Source organism: Microbacterium sp. 8M (genome assembly GCF_902506375.1).
Taxonomy (GTDB): Bacteria; Actinomycetota; Actinomycetes; order Actinomycetales; family Microbacteriaceae; genus Microbacterium.
Genome location: NZ_LR733284.1, coordinates 538,918 through 556,436 on the forward strand (window position 1 = coordinate 538,918; position 17,519 = coordinate 556,436).

The window sequence follows — 17,519 nt, forward strand, 5'->3', positions numbered from 1 at the left end:
ACGCCGCGGAGTCGGTCGGTGATGTCGCCGCCGTTCAGGTCGCGATTTCTGCGGTTCCCGGCGCTGGTTGGCGCACTTTCTGCGACCTGAGCGTGGGGTGCGGCGGCTGGAGGCAAAGGGGCCGGGCGGCGCGGGGGCGCACCGCCCGCCGACGCTGTGTCAGCGCACGTCGACGAACACCGGGTTGGCGTAGAACCACGTGTCGGTCCACGGGTCGCCCTCGCCGTCGCCGTGACGCTGGGGGCCGGCCGGGTCGACGGAGGCGCCGTAGTAGCCGGCGCCGTGCCGATTGCCGTCGCTGCCCCGCAGCCGCAGGTAGAACGGCTGGTCGACCTGCTCGAACACGTGCGTCAGGGTGAACGTGCCACGACGGCCCGTGGTGTCGAACTGCCGCACCACGCGCGTCCCGGGGGCCCGCATCGCGTCGGCGTCGGCCGTGGAGCCGGTGACGGGGCCCGCGATCACGTCGACGTGCGCGAGCTGCGGCAGGATCCCGGCCGCGTTCTCGTAGTCCGTCGCGGTCACGGTGATCGTGACGACCACGTCCTGCCCGCGCTTCGCCGTGAGCCGGCCGCCGAGCGTGACCGTCGTGCCGGCCGCATTGCCCCAGCCGCCGCCATTGCCGTTGCCGCGGCCGTTGCCCTTGCCGGGCATCGTGGCCCCGACACGGACGTCGAGCCCGTTCAGGAGGTGGCCGTGGTCGACCCACATGCGGCCCCGACGCATCGCCTCGAGCACCCCGGCGTAGGACCGCGTGGTGACGCCGGTGTGCAGTCGCGAGAACTGACCGGGCCAGAAGTCGCTGCCGCCCTGGGGCAGGCCGGTGTCGACCGGATCCGGCCGCATTCCGCGCACCGCCCAGCGGTCGAACTCGCTCGGCAGGCTGGCGTACGGCTCGCCGCTGGGGTAGTCGCCGATCCGCCAGGTGTCCTTCACCGTGAGGTGGTTGTCGGAGTTGGACGTGATCCAGAAGGGCAGACCCTCGGCGAGCAGCGCGTCCCAGAGCCCGCCGACGGTGGCGGTCGCCCAGTCGAAACCGCCGTACGGCCGGTAGGCGTCGGCGGGGTAGCCCGCCCAGCTGTCCGGACGCGGGGCGTTCACGTACTCACCGCGCTGGTCGCCGGGTCGGGCGTTCTGGCTGATCGCAGAACCCTGGGCGCCCGGCGCCCCCTCCATGCCGATGAAGATGTCCGGATCCGCGTCGCGCCAGATGCGCAGCTCATGCGGGGAGTCGATGCCGAGACGCATGGGGTGGTTCGCGAGCACCACGGCGTCGCCGATCGTGCCGGCTGCCTTCTGTGCGCCCAGCCAGGCGACCGCTTCGGCGGCTCGGCGGGCGAACTCGGCGGCCTCGGCGTCGGTCTGCGGCTTGTCCCACGCGTTGAGCTTGCCGTCCCAGGCGAGTTCGAATGCGCGGAGGATCCGGATGTCGTCGGAACCCGGCGTGATGAGCACGGACGCATGCTCGGCAGCGGGGATGTACCACTCCAGGCCCTGGAAGATCAGCATGCCGCGAGCGTCGCGCTCTTGCTGGATGAGTTCGCGGGCCGTCGGCAGTCCGCGCTCGGCGTGGGCGAAGTTGCTGTGCTCGGTGAACGCGAGCCAGTCGACCCCGTAGTGCTGAGCGGCGTCGAGCTGCTGCGCCATCCGGTACTTCGCGTCGTGGCTGAACTGCGTGTGCACGTGGTGGTCGCCCACGAGCCAGGACAGCTGCGGGTCGGCGGTCGGCCGCGAGGACGCCGTGCGCGCCATCGCCGCGCCCGCCCCGCCGAAGGCGGACAGGCCGCCCGCGGCGAGGGCGATTCCCGCGGTGCGGAGGATGTCGCGGCGGGAGAACCCGAGGGCGCGGAGCTCGGCGTCGGCGTCGAGGGCGTGGGAGTGCGGGGCGTCATGGGCGTGCATCGGGCGCTTCCTTCGGAGTCGGGGACGCTCGGGACCATAAACATCCGAGATGGACGGCGGGGAAACATCCGATGTCCCGTCCGTAGCCGGTGGGCGCTGCCGCGCGCACCCGGGCCGGCCGGCGCGGCTCGGGACCTCGGGTTCAGCGACCCCGCCCCGGCCGTCGGTGCTGCGCGAACGCCTCCGCCAGTGCGGCGCGGACGGCGCCGATCGCCTCGGAGCCGCGCGCCGACTCCCGCACGGCCGTGAACACCTCGCGCACGGGGGATCCGGGAAGCTCCGCCAGGGTGACGCCGGCAGGGGCGTCGCCCCAGATGAGGTCGGGCAGCATGCCGACGGCGTGGCCCGCCTCGATGAGGCGCACGTGCGCGGTGAGGTCGGCGGCCTCGAAGCGCACATCGGGCTCGAACCCGGCCGCCCGGCACTGCTGCACCGCCCACTGCCGTGCCGCGGATCCGGTCGGCTCCATGACCCACGGACGGTCCCGCAGCCGGTCGAGCGAGAGCGCGGGCTCCCCGGGCGGCAGGACGAGGCGGATCCGGTCCTCGCCGATGAGCTCGTGCACGCTGCCGGGGTGTCGCTCACGGGTGTGGCCGGGGTACTGCTCGGCGATCACGAGGTCGAAGCGCCGGGCGGTGAGCTCGAACAGGCCCTCCTCGGGCGGTGCTTCGGTCATCTCGACGCGCAGGTGCGGGTGGGTCACCGCGAGGGCGGTCAGGGCGGCCGGCACGATCGTCTCGGCGGCGGTCGGCATGGCGCTGATCCGCACCGCCTCGGCCGGCGCCTGGGTCAGGGCCTGCCGTGCCTGCTCGTCGAGCTCCAGAGCGCGGGCGGCGTGCGCGGCGAGCACTCGGCCCTCGGGGGTCAGCCGGATCCGGCGTCCATCGGGCTCCAGCAGCGCGACCCCGGCCTCGCGTTCGAGGAGCGCGAGCTGCTGCGACACGGTGGACGGGCTGTACGACAGCGACCGCGCCACCTCGGCCACCGTGCCGCGCAGGGCGAACTCATGCAGCAGCCGCAGCCGGCGCAGCTCGAACATGGGTGCTCCTCTCTCCGTGCACCGTTGTCGGCGCCCCCTTGCCGGCGCCACCTGACGGTGAGACGGCACCTCCGCGACGAGACTGCGGCTCTCGGGTGCAGTCTCGTCGTTCAGTTGCCGTCTCGCGGTCAGGGTGGCGACGGGTGGTGAAAGCGTCGAATATAGCGAACATTATCCGTCATAAAACGTCGCTTTTCCTGCAGGGAGATCGGATCCATCCTGGGAGCAGCCCCCGCGCGCGTGCGCGATCCCGAACCCCACGAGGAACCATGACCGCCACCGAAACCGCTGCCGGCGCCGCCGCCGGCATCGACGATCTCTCCGCCCTCGCCGACGACGCCGTCGCGCTCGTGAAGACCTGGCTCGTGGAGAGCCGCGAGGTTCCCGTCGACGCGGCGGGCCAGCGCCTCGCCGGCGTGCTGCGCGACCCGAACGGCCTCGACTTCACGGTCGGCTTCGTCGACGGCGTCGTCCGCCCCGAGGATCTGAAGGTCGCCGCGGCCAAGCTCAAGGAGCTCGTGCCGCTGACCCCCGGGTTCCTGCCTGCGCCGATGAAGGCCGCGATCGGCCTGGGCGGCGCGACCGCCGGCATGGTCCCGGGCGTCGTCGTGCCCGCCGCCCGCGCCGTGCTGCGCCAGATGGTGCGGCACCTCATCGTCGACGCGCGCGACGAGAAGCTCGGCAAGGCCATCGCGCACATCCGCGAGACGCAGGGCGTGAAGCTCAACATCAACCTGCTCGGCGAGGCGATCCTCGGCCGCGAGGAGGCGAAGCGTCGTCTCGAGGGCACCCGCCGTCTGCTCGAGCGCGACGATGTCGACTACGTCTCGATCAAGGTGTCGTCCACCGTCGCCCCGCACAGCCCGTGGGCGTTCGACGCCGCGGTCGCCGACGCCGCCGAGGCGCTGCTGCCGCTGTACCGGATCGCCCTCAAGGGGATGCCGGACGGATCCCCGAAGTTCATCAACCTGGACATGGAGGAGTACAAGGACCTCGACCTCACGATCGCGGTCTTCACCTCGATCCTCGACCGCCCCGAGTTCAAGGGCCTGGAGGCCGGCATCGTGCTCCAGGCGTACCTGCCCGACGCCCTCGGCGCCATGATCCGGCTGCAGGAGTGGGCCGCCCAGCGCGTGGCCGACGGCGGCGCGCCGATTAAGGTGCGCGTCGTCAAGGGCGCGAACCTGCCCATGGAGACCGTCGACGCCGAGTCGCACGGCTGGCCGCTGGCGACCTGGTCGACCAAGCAGGAGTCGGACGCCTCCTACAAGGCCGTGCTCGAGTACGCGCTGCGCCCCGAGCACATCGGCAACCTGCGGATCGGCGTGGCGGGCCACAACCTCTTCGACATCGCTCTGGCCTGGCTGCTCGCGCAGAAGCGCGGCGTCACCGAGGGCGTCGAGTTCGAGATGCTGCTCGGCATGGCCTCCGCGCAGGCGCAGGTCGTCAAGCGCACCGTCGGATCCCTCCTGCTCTACACACCGGTCGTGCACCCGGACGAGTTCGACGTCGCGATCGCGTACCTCATCCGCCGGCTGGAGGAGGGGGCGTCGCAGGAGAACTTCATGTCGGCGGTCTTCGACCTCGACGCGGATCCGAAGCTGTTCGAGCGCGAGAAGGAGCGTTTCCTCGCCTCCGTCCGCACGGTGCCGACCGAGGTTCCCGGCCCGAACCGCGTGCAGGACCGGACCGCTCCGGCGCCCGCGACCGACCCCGCCGGCTACGTGTTCGAGAACACTCCGGACACCGATCCGTCGCTGGCCGCGAACCGCGCCTGGGGCGACGCGATCCGTGCCCGCATGGCCGGCTCCACGCTCGGGAACGACACCGTCGCGGCGAACACGTTCACCACGCCGGAGCAGGTCGACGCGGCCATCGCCACCGCGGTCGCGGCGGGCGAGGCCTGGCGCGCACTGGGCGCCGAAGGGCGGGCCGCGATCCTGCACAAGGCCGGGGACGTGCTCGAGGCCCGCCGCGCCGAGCTGCTCGAGGTCATGGGATCCGAGGCCGGCAAGGTCATCGAGCAGGGCGACCCCGAGGTCTCCGAGGCGATCGACTTCGCGCACTACTACGCGGAGAGCGCCCGCAAGCTCGCGCACGTCGACGGCGCCGTCATGCAGCCCGTGGGGCTCACCGTGGTGACCCCGCCGTGGAACTTCCCCGTCGCGATCCCGGCCGGATCCACGCTGTCGGCGCTCGCGACCGGATCCCCGGTGATCATCAAGCCCGCCCGCCAGGCCCGCCGCTCCGGCGCCGTCATGGTGGAGGCGCTGTGGGAGGCCGGCGTGCCGCGCGAGGTGCTGCAGTACGTGCAGTTCGACGGGCCCGCCCGCAACGACCTCGGCGCGAAGCTCGTGAGCGACACGGCCGTGGGGCGCGTGATCCTCACCGGCGGCTACGAGACCGCCGAGCTGTTCCGCGGCTTCCGCAAGGACCTGCCGCTGCTCGCCGAGACGAGCGGCAAGAACGCGATCATCGTGACGCCGTCGGCCGACCTCGACCTCGCCGCGAAGGACGTCGCCTACGCCGCCTTCGGGCACGCCGGGCAGAAGTGCTCGGCCGCGTCGCTCGTGGTGCTCGTGGGCTCGGCGGCGACCTCGGAGCGGTTCCGCCGCCAGCTCGTCGACGCCGTGCGCGCCTACGACGTGGGCTCGCCCGAGGACGGCTCGAACCGCATCGGCCCGCTCATCGGCCCCGCCGAGGGCAAGCTGCTGAGCGCGCTCACCACGCTGCACCCGGGGGAGAGCTGGCTGCTGAAGCCGGAGAAGCTCGACGACGCCGGGCAGCTGTGGCGCCCCGGCATCCGCGACGGCGTGAAGCGCGGATCCGAGTTCCACCGTGTCGAGTACTTCGGCCCCGTGCTCGGCATCATGACGGCCGGATCCCTCGCCGAGGCGATCGACATCGTCAACGACATCGACTACGGCCTGACGAGCGGCCTGCACTCCCTCGACGAGGACGAGATCCAGCAGTGGCTCGCCTCGATCCAGGCGGGCAACGTCTACGTCAACCGCGGCACCACCGGTGCGATCGTGCAGCGGCAGCCGTTCGGCGGCTGGAAGAAGGCCGCGGTCGGCGCCGGTTCCAAGGCCGGAGGCCCGAACTACCTCGTCGGCCTGTCGGAGTGGGTCGACGCGCCCGTGTCCACGACCCGAGAGCTCGACGCGCTCGCGACCTCCGCGGTCGGAGCGCTCGCCGCGTCCGGCACCGCCGACGACGACATCGCCTGGCTGCGCGGCGCGCTGGCCACCGACATGGACGCGTGGGCCGACGAGTTCGGCGTCGTCCGGGACGCCACCGGGCTGGTCACCGAGCAGAACGCGCTGCGCTACCAGGCCGTCCCGGTCACGGTGCGCTTCGAGGGCGCGCGCATCGCGGAGCTCGTGCGCGTGGTCGCCGCCGGACGCCGTGCCCGCGCGCGCGTCACGGTCTCGACGCTCGCGCCGCTGCCCGGTGCCGTGGCCACGTGGCTGGGCACCCAGGACGTGGCGGTGGCCACCGAGGACGCCGCCGCCTGGGCCGCGCACGCGCAGCGCCTCGCCGCGCGCGGGGGCCGGGTGCGCCTGATCGGCGCCGGCCCGGCGTCGACGGCCGAGGCCGTGGACGGATCCCCCAGCCTCGCGCTGTACGCCAACCCGGTCGTCGCGGCGGGCCGTGTGGAGATCCTCCCCTTCCTGCGCGAGCAGGCGGTCTCGGTTACCGCGCACCGCTTCGGCACCCCGCACCGCCACGAGATCCCGATGCTGGATCCGATCGACTGACCGGATCCCCCCGAACCCGAACCCGCCGCCCGGCTCCCATGGGCGGCGGGTTCGTCGTCCGCCGGGGCACACCGGTTCCGGTCCCTGAGCGAGCCCTTCGTCTCGCTTCGCTCGCTCAGGGACCAGCGACGAGACGAAGGGCGCCGGACGGTCAGGCGAGCGGCAGCGCGCCGTCGTAGGCCGTGTTCGACACGGTGGGCTCCGCAGGGCCGGCCCCGAAGACCCGGCTGAGCCCGGGATCCGTCCGCCACTGCGGCCAGCCGGGGTCGCCCTCGGCGACGAACCGCACGGCGGTGGCGTGCATCTCGGTGGCGAGGTGCTGCGGGGGCGTGGGCCCGGCGAGGCGCTCCACGAACGGGTCGTCGAGCACGTCGAACCAGAACGGCACGTCGAGGCAGTGGCACGACCACCCCTTCGTCGGCGACACCCAGGCGAAGCGGTACGCCCAGGTGGGGGCGTCGCCGCGCGCCTGCGCCGTGCGCACCACGAGAGCGCGGAAGACCCGGTCGCTCACGAACCGGCCGAGCAGCGCCGGGGTGCCGCGGCGGCGCTGCGCGCGGTTCGCGGAGAGATAGGAGCGCCGCATCGCGCGGTCGCGGCTGAGGAGCAGCAGGGCGAGCGCGGCCGGCACGAACCGCAGCGCCCGCGGCGCCCGGTCGAGCGTCATGGTGAACTCGTCATCGGTGGCGCCGATCAGCAGCGGCTTGTCGGATCCGACCCCGTCGCGCAGCGCCTGCACGGCCGGGCGCGGCAGGACGTCGCCGTCGATGACGGGGCCCCAGGGCAGGCCGTCGACGAGCGGTGCCAGCAGCGCGCGCAACCGGGTCGCGCCGAGCAGGGCGGCCTTCGGCTGGGCGCGCTGCAGGGTGCGCTCGGGCACGGTGCGGAAGCCGTCCGCGTCGGGAGCGCACTCGAGCAGCTCGCCCAGGGCACGGGTGCGCCGGCGCGCGAGGTCGGGGTCGATGTCGGCGAGCGCGGGGGAGAACGCCATCGCCGCGTGGAACAGGTGCTGGGCGCGCTCGAGGCCGAGGAGCGTGAGCACGGCGCCGCCGCCGGCCGACTGCCCGGCGATCGTGACGCGGCGGGGGTCGCCCCCGAACGCGGCGATGTTGCGCTGCACCCACTCGAGCCCCGCGATCCAGTCCAGCACGCCGCGGTTCGCGGGCGCGCCGTCCATGAGTCCGAAGCCGTCGAAGCCGAGGCGGTAGGAGATCGTCACCGTGACCACGCCGTCGCGGTTGAACGCGGCGCCGTCGTACCAGGGGCTCGCCGGGGAGCCGTCGACGTAGCCGCCGCCGTGGATCCACACCAGGACGGGCAGTCCGGGCTCTTCGATGCGCTCAGGGTCCGGCAGCGCCGGGGTGAAGACGTTCACGTTCAGCGTCGCGGATCCGGGGATGCTGGGCTCGGGGATCAGCGTCTCGCCCTTGTCGCCGCGCTGCGCCGTGGGTCCGTAGGCCGTCGCGTCGCGCACGCCGGCCCAGGGTGCGGGCGGCTGGGGTGCCGCGAAGCGGCGCTCGCCGACGGGCGCCGCCGCGAAGGGGATCCCGAGGAATGCCGCGGACGCCCCCGGCGTTCCCGGCTCGCCCCGCCAGAATCCGCGCACCGCGCCCGCGTCGGTCTGGGCGACGGGCGCGTCGGCGGTCGGTGGATCGGCGGTCACCCGTTCAGCGTATCCGGCCGCCCTGCGGGGTGCCCGCCGCGGCCTTCGTCTCGCTGCGCTCGTACAGGGACCGGCCATCGCGGGACACCCGAACCCGGTCCCTGAGCGAGGAGCGCAGCGACAAGACGAAGGGGGCGACTCAGGGCCGCAGCAGGGCGAAGAACTGCTCGACGTCGGCGGCCATGTCGATGGTCGGATCCAGCATCCACGCGTTCTGCAGCCCGTCGGCGAGGGCGTGCCCGGCGCGGATGATCCACTCGGGATCCAGATCGGCGCGGATGAGCCCGTCCTGCTGCTGCGCGAGGATAGTGGCGCGGGCCGCGGCGTGCACCGTCTCAGTGCGTTCCAGGAAGTACGCGCGGGCGGGGTGGTCGGGGTCGCCGACCTCGGCCTGCAGCTGGGTGTAGAGCTGGACGAGCCCGGGGACGTCGCGGTTGTGCCGCATCACCGCGAGGAACGTGGTGAAGAAGTCGCCGTCGTCCTCGGTCTCGATGTCGTGCCGATCGCGGGCGCGCAGGATCTCGACGAAGAGCTGCTCCTTGGTGCCGAAGTAGTGCAGCAGGCCGGCGGGGCTCAGCCCCACGGCATCGGCGATCTCGCGCACGGAGGCGTTGCGGTAGCCGAGCCTGCCCACGATCTCGAGGGCTGCCTCGAGGATCTCCTCCCGCTTGACGACGCCTTTCGCGTACGCGCCTCGTTTGGCCATGGAGCCAGGGTATCCGCCGCCGAGGAAACGCGAACGCCGATCGGGTTCTTCACGCGAAACCCTTGCGTTGTTCGGTTTTCGGTGCCACAATCGTCCCGATTCAGATTCCAAACACCGTTCGGTATTCGGATCCGCCGCGATCTGCTCACCGCCCCCTCCGTTCCCGATCCGCTCAATGAGGAGCCGTCATGACCATCACCCCGCAGGATCCCGCCGCTGAGATCGCGCCGACGGGCGTCATCCGCACCGCCGCTCCCGCCGCCGGGGAGCCGGCGGCCAGCCCGCCCGCCACCAAGCGTCTGCTGCCCAGCCTGCTCGTCGCCTCGATGACCCTGTTCGCGACCTACGGCGGACTCATCGCGATCCTGCTGCCGACGCAGATCCTGCTGCTCGACGAGAAGAACAAGGTCGCGAACCTCGCGATCGTCACCACGACGTCGTTCGTCTTCACACTGTTCGCGCAGCCGATCGCGGGCGCGCTCAGCGACCGCACCCGCTCGCGGTTCGGCCGGCGCATCCCGTGGATGGTGCTCGGCGCCCTGGTCGGCGGCGTCCTGCTGCTCGGCATGGGCTCGCTGCAGGACCTGATCTGGATCACCGTGTTCTGGGTGGTGATCCAGGTCGCCCTGAACTTCCTGCAGTCGCCGCTCACCACCATCACGGCCGACCGGTTCCCGCGCGCCAAGCGGGGCGGCGCGAGCGCCATGATCGGCCTCGGCACGCAGCTCGGCATGACGGTCGGCGTCATGCTCGCCGTCGGCCTCGGCGCGCAGCTGGGCCTGGGCTATGCGGTCTTCGGCATTGCCGTGATCGTGGTCACGGTCCTCTTCGCGCTGCTGAACAAGGACTGGTCGTCGAAGCACGCGGTCGTCGAGCCGTTCCGCTGGGGTGCGTTCTTCCGCGGGTTCTGGATCGACCCGCGCCGGAACCCCGACTTCTTCTGGGCGTTCACCGGGCGCTTCCTGCTGATCCTCGGCTATTTCGTCGTCTCGGCGTACCAGCTCTACATCCTCACCGACTACATCAAGCTCCCGCTGCAGGAGGCGCAGGGCGCGGTGATGACCCTGACGCTCGTGGCGTTCGTGCCCACGCTCATCGCGATCGCGCTCTCCGGGTGGTGGAGTGACCGGGTCGGTCGCCGCAAGGCGTTCATCTACGTCGCCACCGTGATCATGGCGGCGGGCCTCGCCTTCCCGCTGATCATGCCGACCATAACCGGGATGATCCTGATGAGCATCGTCAACGGCGTCGGCTTCGGCCTGTACATGTCGGTGGACGCCGCGCTGATGACCGAGGTGCTGCCGGACGAGGGCACTTCGGCGGGCAAGGACCTCGGCATCCTCAACGTCGCGACCAACATCCCGCAGGCGCTGAGCGCGCCGATCGCGGCCGTCATCATCGGATCCTTCGGCGGCTATCCGGTGCTGTTCGTCTTCGCGATCGTGTTCGCGGTGCTCGGCGCGGTCGCCATCGCCCCGATCAAGGGCGTCAAGTAGCGCTACCCCCCGCGATCCGCTCCGCGCACCCTCCGCCACGAAAGGACTCCCGATGGAGAACACTCAGACCACCGTCCTGCACGACACGGCGGCCGATGCCCTGACGCACCCCGAGGTGCAGACGCGCGCCGGCCGGGTGCGCGGGCGCTGGCGCGACACCACCGCGCCCGGATCCGGCCCTCGCGGGCACCTGCGCTCCGCGGCGTTCCTCGGGATCCCGTTCGCCGAGGCCCCGGTGGGCGAGCTGCGGTTCGCCGCACCCGTGCCCAAGGCGCCGTGGCAGGGCGTGCTCGACGCCGCCGAGTTCGGGGCGACCGCGCAGCGCGGCGATCCCGGTGTGACGCTCATCCCCGAGCCCAGCATCGAAGGCGACGCCACGCTGAACGTCAACGTGTACACGCCCGCGATCCCCGCGGGACCGGGCGCTTCGACCGGCTCAGCGACCGGCATGCCGGTGCTCGTCGGTCCGGTCCCTGAGCTCGTCGAAGGGCCCGGATCCGATCTCGACGCGGGCGCTTCGACCGGCTCAGCGACCGGCATGCCCGTGCTCGTGTACATCCACGGGGGCGGCTACTTCGCCGGATCGCCGGCCAGCCCCTGGTACGACGGTCGCAACTTCACCCGTGACGGGGTCGTGACGGTCACGATCTCGTACCGGCTGGGCTTCGACGGCTTCGGCTGGATCCAGGACGCCCCGTCGAACCGCGGCGTGCGCGACTGGCTGCTGGCGCTCGAGTGGGTGCAGCAGAACATCGCGGCGTTCGGCGGCGACCCCGCTCGGGTGACCATCGCCGGACAGTCGGCGGGTGGTGGCGCGGTGCTGACCCTGCTCGGCATGGAGCAGGCGCAGCATCTGTTCCATGGCGTGTACGCGATCTCCGGCGCCCTCGCCGATGTGCCGGCCGAGCGCGCGGAGGCGTTCGGCCGATCGCTGGCGGAGGCGGCGGGCGTCGCTCCCACCCGCGCCGGCTGGGCGATGCTGGACGAGGACCGCGTGCTCGCACTGCAGAAGAAGGCGACCGCCTTCGAGGGCGGCGACATGGGCGACATCGTCGAGAACGGCCTGCCGCTCGGCCCGGTCGTCGACGGCGACCTCATCCGGCGGCCCACTCCCGAGTCATTGCGCGCGGGAATCGGATCCGACAAGCCGCTCGTGCTCGGAGCCACCGACGACGAGTTCACGATGGCGATGGGCGACGCCGCGAAGGCGCTGCGCTGGGTGCCGACAAACCTGCTGCTGGGCAAGTTGGGCGTGGCGAAGGCCGCGCGGAAGGCCTACCTCGCCGCGAACGCCGACGTCGTGGCGAAGGGCAAGGCGCGCCTGGCCGGGCGGGTGCTCACCGACAGGATGTTCCGCCGTGCGATCCTGCGCATCACCGCCGACCGCGGCACCGCGCCGACCTGGGTCTACCGCTTCTCCTGGCCGTCCGGAGCCTTCGGCTTCGCCGAGCACTGCCTCGACGTGCCGTTCTTCTTCGACTGCCTGGACGGACCGGCGATCGAGCCGCTCGCCGGGGCCAACCCTCCGCAGGCGCTCGCGGACGAGGTGCACGCCGCTGCGGTCGCCTTCATCGCGGGCCGGGATCCGGGCTGGCCGCGGTACGACCGCGACGGCGTCGCCCGGGTGTTCGACACGCCCTCGCACGATCAGCGCGACGCCTACGCGTCGGTGCGACCGCTCCTGTGAGGATGACGGCGTCCTTCGTCTCGTCGCCGGTCCCTGAGCGACCCGAAGGACGAGGTCCCGGTTCCTGAGCGAGCCGAAGGCGAGACGAAGGACGAGGTCCCGGCTCAGCCGGCGTTGCGGCGGGCCTCCCAGCCGGAGCGCACCATCTCGTCGACGGTGTGGCGCATCTTCCAGTCCAGGTCGCGCGCGGCCAGCTCTCCGGTCGCGACGATCCGGTCGGGGTCGCCGGGTCGGCGCGGGCCGACCTCGGGAGTGAAGTCGATGCCGGTGACGCGCGCCATGGCGTCCATGATCTGGCGCACCGAGAGGCCGTCGCCGGATCCGAGGTTGTAGGCGGGCTCGATCGGCTCGCCCGCGATCATGCGCTGCGCCGCGGCGACGTGAGCCAGCGCGATGTCGCCGACGTGCACGTAGTCGCGCACGTTGGTGCCGTCCGGGGTGGCGTAGTCGTCGCCGTTGATCCGCGGGGTCTCGCCCGCGAGCAGCTTCTCGAACACGATCGGGAACAGGTTGTGCGGGCTCACGTCGTACACCGTCGGATCCGCGGATCCGACGACGTTGAAGTAGCGCAGCGAGGTGTGCACGAGAGGCGTGTCGGATCCGGCCGTCGCGACGGCCTGGTCGCGCAGCAGCCACTCGCCGATGAGCTTCGACTCGCCGTAGGGGCTCGCCGGCCGCTTCTCGGTGTCCTCCACCACGAGCGGCACATCGGGGGTGCCGAAGACGGCGGCGCTCGAGGAGAACACGATGTTCGCGACGCCCGCGGCGGCCATCGCCTCGAGGATGACCCGGGTGCCCTCGACGTTCTGGGCGTAGGTGTGCAGCGGCCGCTGCACCGAGACGCCCGCGTACTTGAACCCGGCGACGTGGATGACGCCCGCTACGGCGTGCTCCCGCAGCGTGCGCTCCACGAGGTCGCGGTCGAGGATGCTGCCCTGCACGAACGCCACGCCCTCGGGCACGAACGACGCCACGCCGCTGGAGAGGTCGTCCAGCACGACCGGGGTGAGGCCGGACTCCGACAGTGCGCGCACGACGTGCGATCCGATGTAGCCGGCGCCGCCGGTGACAAGCCAGGACATGGGTCTCCTTCGTTCGGGAATTCCGCCGATGCTCGTGCGGTCTGCCGTGGGTTCGGGCGTTCCGTCTTCGGTGCGGGCGGTGCGTCCTCAGGGCGTGCCGCCGGTCAATTCTCTCAGTGCGTTCCCTGTGGGAACGCCGGGGCGGATCCGGATTCGAAGAGCGCAAATGGCTGCACTCGGGCGCCGGATACGGCCCTTTGCGCTCTTCGAAACACGGGGAGGTCGGTCAGACGTCGCGTCGCGGGCCGTCGGAGGGGACGACCGTGAACAGGTGCGGCTCCGCGAAGCCGGCCGCGGAGAAGGCCGCGCGCACGGCGTCGGACACCGCGGCGACGCGATCGTGGTCGACGAGGGCGATCGCCGCTCCGCCGAAGCCGCCGCCGGTCATCCGTGCGCCGACCGCCCCGTGCGCGAGCGCGGTGTCGACGGCCGTGTCGAGCTCCGGGATCGAGATCTCGAAGTCGTCCCGCATCGAGGCGTGCGACGCGACCAGGAGATCGCCGATCGCGCGCGGTCCGTCCGCGGCGAGGGCGGCGACCGTGTCGAGCACGCGCTGATCCTCGGTCACCACGTGGCGCACACGGCGGAAGTCGACGTCGTCGAGCAGCTCGGTGGCGCGCGGCAGGTCGGCCGGGGTCACATCACGCAGCGCGGCGACGCCCAGCGCGGCGGCGCCGCGCTCGCACGAGGCGCGGCGCTCGCCGTAGCCGCCGGTGGAGTGCGCGTGCTTCACGCCGGTGTCGATCACGAGCACCTCGAGCCCGGCCTCGGCGAACCCGAGCGGGATCGAGCGGGTCTCCAGCGAACGGCAGTCCAGGAACACCGCAGCGTCGGCGTGTCCGAGCATCGACGCCATCTGGTCCATGATCCCCGTCGGGGCGCCCACCGCCTCGTTCTCGGCGCGACGGCCGACCTGGGCGAGCGTGACCGGATCCAGGCCCAGACCCCAGAGCTCGTTCAGCGCGGACGCCGCGGCTCCCTCGATCGCGGCGGACGACGACAGCCCGGCGCCCACGGGCACATCCGACGCGATCGCGATGTCCACGCCGGGCAGTGTGCCGCCGGCCCAGTCCGGAATCAGCGCGCGCAGCGCCCAGGCCACGCCGAGGGGGTACGCCGCCCACTCCGGAACCGTGGGCGCCGAGGGCGCACCGGTCCCTCGACCCCCGGCGCGGAACAGCGCATCCAGGTCGGCGAGCGCGACCTCGACCGGCTCGGGCGCGAACGTGGACGCGACGCGGATCCGGCCATCGCCGCGCAGCCGGGCGGCGGCGGCGGTGCGGTGCTGGATCGCGAACGGCAGCACGAAGCCGTCGTTGTAGTCGGTGTGCTCGCCGATGAGGTTCGCGCGCCCGGGCGCGGACCAGACGCCCTCGGGCTCGGATCCGGTGAGGGCGTGGAACAGGTCCGTGGCGCCGGCGACGGCCTCGCCGGCGGGGGTGCGGGTGGCGGTGGGGCCGGTCATCGGGTCTCCTCGGCGGGCTCGGGGACGGAGGCGATCGCGTCGCGCAGGCGCGCGGCCGCATCCTCGGGCAGGATCTCGGCGGTCCACGCTGACATGGCGGCCTCGGATCCGGCGAGGAACTTCAGCTTGTCCGCGGCGCGGCGGGGGCTGGTGAGCTCCAGTCGCATGCGGATCGTGTCGCGCCCGACGTGCACGGGGGCCTGGTGCCAGGCCGCGATGTAGGGCGTGGGGGAGTCGTAGAGCGCGTCGACTCCGCGCAGCAGACGGAGGTAGAGCGGCGCGAGCTCGTCACGCTCGGCGTCGTCCAGGGCGGCGAAGTCGGGCACGTGGCGGTGCGGGAGCAGCTGCACCTCCAGCGGCCAGCGCGCCGCGAACGGCACGAACGCGGTCCAGTGCTCGCCCTGCAGCACGACGCGCTCGGATCCCTGCTCGGCGTCGAGGATGCGGGCGAACAGGTCGTCGCCGGCGCGCGCGATGCTCTCGCGCAGCCGCTGCGTGCGCGGGGTGACGTAGGGGTACGCGTAGATCTGGCCGTGCGGGTGGGGCAGGGTCACCCCGATCGCCTCGCCGCGGTTCTCGAACGGGAACACCTGCTCGATGCCGGGCAGTGCGGAGAGGGCCGCCGTGCGGTCGGCCCAGGCCTCGATCACCGTGCGGGCGCGGGTGACCGACTGGGTGCCGAACGAGCCGGAGTGCTCGGGGCTGAAGCAGACGACCTCGCACCGGCCGACGCTGGTGCGGGTGCGTCCGAGCCCGAGCGTCTCGAGGTCGTCGAGGCCCCGCGGCGGGTCGGCCGCCTCCGGAGCGGTCCCCACGGCTGCGGCGAGGGCGGGCCCGAACGACGGGGAGCGGTTCTCGAACACGGCCACGTCGTAGCGCGACGGCACCTCGGACGGGTTCGTCGCCGACTGCGGCGCGAGCGGATCCGCGTCCGCGCTCGGCATCATCACGCGGGTCTGGCGCTTGGTGGCGAAGGTGATCCAGTCGCCGGTGAGCACGTCCTGCCGCATGGTCGCCGTCTCGGGACGCGGATCCAGGATCCGGGCGTCGACGCTCCGCTGGGGGCCGAGGGCGGTGCCAGGGTCGTCGTAGTAGACGAGATCGCGTCCGTCGGCGAGGCGCGTGGAGCGCTTCACGACGCCGGCGCCGAGCGTGGTCACCGCGAGGACGGCGTCAGCCGCCGGAGACCCGGTGGGTGCGCCGTCGTTGCCGGAGGCGGCGGTCGATCCGGGCGCACCGAACTCAGGAGAAGGATCCATGTTCACGTAAACACGATAGGGCATGGCGCGTGATAGCGTCAACACTCCTGAGAACGGTACGCTCGGGACCGGCAGGGGAGAGGCGGGGCGATGGCGAAGCACGACGACGAGCTCGAGGAGCTGCGCCGGATCGCCGATGGCGTTCCCGAGGGCGCCCCCCACGCTCCCGCAGGTCGCTCCCGTCGCGGACCCAAGCCCAGCGGCCGGGTGTCGATGGCGACGGTCGCCGCGCGCGCCGGGGTCTCCGGCCAGACCGTGTCCCGGGTCGTGAACGACAGCCCGCGAGTGGATCCGGCCACGCGGGAACGGGTCGAGGCGGCGATGGCCGAGCTCGGTTACCGCCCGCACCGTGCCGCACGCGCCCTGCGCACCGGGCGGTCGATGACGATCGGCGTGGTGGCGCAGACGCTCGCCACGGTCGGCAACTCCGCACTGCTGCAGGCCGTCGCTCAGTCGGCGGAGGCGCGCGGCTACGCGCTCGCCGTGGTGACGCTCGGGGCGGCCGGCCGCATCGGCGACGCCTTCGACCGGCTCCACGACCAGGGCGTCGACGGTGCCATCGTGCTGAACGAGGCGTCCGCCCTGGCGCGCGACGCGGATCCGGCGGGCCTCGCGCTCGTCGTCGTGGACGCTCCGGCCGATCCCCGGTTCACCGTCATCGGAACCGATCACGCCGCGGGCGCCCGCATCGCGACCGCGCACCTGCTCGACCGCGGCGCGGCGACCGTGCACCATCTGGCCGGCCCGGCCGACTCGTTCGCCGCGGCGGAGCGCGAGCGCGGCTGGCGTGAGGAGCTGGCGGCGCGCGGTGCACGGATCCCGGCGCCGCTGCGCGGGGACTGGAGCGCCGGCTCCGGACACGCCCTGGGCGGTGCGCTCGCCGCGGACCCCGATGTCACGGCGGTCTTCGCCGCGAACGACCAGATGGCGCTCGGGGTGCTGCGCGCCTTTGCCGACGCCGGGCGCCGCATCCCCGAGGATGTGGCGGTACTCGGGTTCGACGACATCGCGGACGCCGCGCAGTTCCGTCCGCCGCTGACGACGATCCGGCAGGACTTCGCCGCCCTGGGCGAGCGTGCCGTGCGGATCCTCATCGACCGCGTCGAGGGCCAGGACGTGTCGGATCCGGCGCTGCTCGTGCCGACTCTGGTCGCGCGCGCGAGCGCTTAGCCCCGTTCGCCCCGCGTCCGGATCCGCGGCTTCCCTTCAGGTCGCACTTTCTGCTCTTCCTGCCGCTCTTTTGGCGCAGATATTGCGACCTGAGCGACAGGGGGTCCCCGATTGGCCGGGGGTGACCTCCGTGGCAGGCGGCCCCCGGGGCGGCCGGGAGCGACGTCCGTGGCAGGCGTGCCCCGGGGCGGCCAGCCGGGCCACCCTTGCGGAAAGCGCATTCCTGTGTCACCATGACCCAAGAGGAAAGCGCTTACCCACCTGGGGCCTGAAGAGCGGGCCGACGGAG

Annotated in this window: 11 protein-coding genes; 4 read left to right on the forward strand and 7 right to left on the reverse strand. The window is 72.7% G+C overall.

Annotated elements, in window-relative coordinates:
* Window positions 1-159: 159 nt before the first annotated feature.
* Window positions 160-1,902 carry a PHP domain-containing protein gene (locus AERO9AM_RS02480; protein WP_159574741.1) on the reverse strand — a complete coding sequence of 581 codons (1,743 nt, stop codon included), beginning with the start codon at window positions 1,900-1,902 and terminating at the stop codon, window positions 160-162.
* A 142-nt stretch (window positions 1,903-2,044) separates the two neighbouring features.
* Window positions 2,045-2,941, reverse strand: a complete 897-nt coding sequence (locus AERO9AM_RS02485) for a LysR family transcriptional regulator (RefSeq protein ID WP_159574742.1) — start codon at window positions 2,939-2,941, stop codon at window positions 2,045-2,047.
* A 269-nt stretch (window positions 2,942-3,210) separates the two neighbouring features.
* On the opposite strand from AERO9AM_RS02485, the gene AERO9AM_RS02490 reads away from it, so the two are divergent.
* Window positions 3,211-6,702 carry a bifunctional proline dehydrogenase/L-glutamate gamma-semialdehyde dehydrogenase gene (locus AERO9AM_RS02490; RefSeq protein ID WP_159574743.1) on the forward strand — a complete coding sequence of 1,164 codons (3,492 nt, stop codon included), beginning with the start codon at window positions 3,211-3,213 and terminating at the stop codon, window positions 6,700-6,702.
* A gap of 151 nt (window positions 6,703-6,853) precedes the next feature.
* Here AERO9AM_RS02490 and AERO9AM_RS02495 read toward each other — a convergent pair whose 3' ends face one another.
* Window positions 6,854-8,365 (reverse strand): carboxylesterase/lipase family protein, encoded by a 1,512-nt coding sequence (locus tag AERO9AM_RS02495; protein WP_236602449.1) that lies wholly within the window; start codon window positions 8,363-8,365, stop codon window positions 6,854-6,856.
* Between the two features lie 139 nt (window positions 8,366-8,504).
* A complete protein-coding gene (locus AERO9AM_RS02500; RefSeq protein WP_159574745.1) occupies window positions 8,505-9,071 on the reverse strand; it encodes a TetR/AcrR family transcriptional regulator in 567 nt (188 codons plus the stop codon).
* Window positions 9,072-9,259: 188 nt separating this feature from the next.
* Here AERO9AM_RS02500 and AERO9AM_RS02505 point away from each other — a divergent pair, with 188 nt between their 5' ends.
* Both AERO9AM_RS02505 and AERO9AM_RS02510 read left to right on the forward strand, forming a co-directional pair.
* Window positions 9,260-10,567 carry an MFS transporter gene (locus AERO9AM_RS02505; protein WP_159574746.1) on the forward strand — a complete coding sequence of 436 codons (1,308 nt, stop codon included), beginning with the start codon at window positions 9,260-9,262 and terminating at the stop codon, window positions 10,565-10,567.
* A 52-nt stretch (window positions 10,568-10,619) separates the two neighbouring features.
* Window positions 10,620-12,254: a carboxylesterase/lipase family protein gene (locus AERO9AM_RS02510; RefSeq protein WP_159574747.1), complete on the forward strand. Its 1,635-nt coding sequence runs from the start codon at window positions 10,620-10,622 to the stop codon at window positions 12,252-12,254.
* A 104-nt stretch (window positions 12,255-12,358) separates the two neighbouring features.
* Here the strand turns inward: AERO9AM_RS02510 and galE are convergent, their stop codons facing one another.
* The 3 genes from galE to galT form a co-directional block, all read right to left on the reverse strand.
* Window positions 12,359-13,336, reverse strand: coding sequence for a UDP-glucose 4-epimerase GalE (gene galE / locus AERO9AM_RS02515; RefSeq protein WP_159574748.1), 978 nt, complete (start codon window positions 13,334-13,336; stop codon window positions 12,359-12,361).
* A gap of 226 nt (window positions 13,337-13,562) precedes the next feature.
* A complete protein-coding gene (gene galK / locus AERO9AM_RS02520) occupies window positions 13,563-14,801 on the reverse strand; it encodes a galactokinase (protein WP_159574749.1) in 1,239 nt (412 codons plus the stop codon).
* Window positions 14,798-16,060 carry a galactose-1-phosphate uridylyltransferase gene (gene galT / locus AERO9AM_RS02525; RefSeq protein ID WP_159577323.1) on the reverse strand — a complete coding sequence of 421 codons (1,263 nt, stop codon included), beginning with the start codon at window positions 16,058-16,060 and terminating at the stop codon, window positions 14,798-14,800. Before galT ends, galK begins: the two co-directional genes overlap by 4 nt.
* A 213-nt stretch (window positions 16,061-16,273) precedes the next feature.
* Here galT and AERO9AM_RS02530 point away from each other — a divergent pair, with 213 nt between their 5' ends.
* A complete protein-coding gene (locus AERO9AM_RS02530; RefSeq protein ID WP_159577324.1) occupies window positions 16,274-17,230 on the forward strand; it encodes a LacI family DNA-binding transcriptional regulator in 957 nt (318 codons plus the stop codon).
* Window positions 17,231-17,519: the final 289 nt, after the last annotated feature.

Bases quoted from the DNA above. Each gene is read 5' to 3' on its own strand.
- AERO9AM_RS02480 (WP_159574741.1), bottom strand. From the start codon at position 1,902: ATGCACGCCCATGACGCCCCGCACTCCCACGCCCTCGACGCCGACGCC.
- AERO9AM_RS02485 (WP_159574742.1), bottom strand. From the start codon at position 2,941: ATGTTCGAGCTGCGCCGGCTGCGGCTGCTGCATGAGTTCGCCCTGCGC.
- AERO9AM_RS02490 (WP_159574743.1), top strand. From the start codon at position 3,211: ATGACCGCCACCGAAACCGCTGCCGGCGCCGCCGCCGGCATCGACGAT.
- AERO9AM_RS02500 (WP_159574745.1), bottom strand. From the start codon at position 9,071: ATGGCCAAACGAGGCGCGTACGCGAAAGGCGTCGTCAAGCGGGAGGAG.
- AERO9AM_RS02505 (WP_159574746.1), top strand. From the start codon at position 9,260: ATGACCATCACCCCGCAGGATCCCGCCGCTGAGATCGCGCCGACGGGC.
- AERO9AM_RS02510 (WP_159574747.1), top strand. From the start codon at position 10,620: ATGGAGAACACTCAGACCACCGTCCTGCACGACACGGCGGCCGATGCC.
- galE (WP_159574748.1), bottom strand. From the start codon at position 13,336: ATGTCCTGGCTTGTCACCGGCGGCGCCGGCTACATCGGATCGCACGTC.
- galK (WP_159574749.1), bottom strand. From the start codon at position 14,801: ATGACCGGCCCCACCGCCACCCGCACCCCCGCCGGCGAGGCCGTCGCC.
- galT (WP_159577323.1), bottom strand. From the start codon at position 16,060: ATGGATCCTTCTCCTGAGTTCGGTGCGCCCGGATCGACCGCCGCCTCC.
- AERO9AM_RS02530 (WP_159577324.1), top strand. From the start codon at position 16,274: ATGGCGACGGTCGCCGCGCGCGCCGGGGTCTCCGGCCAGACCGTGTCC.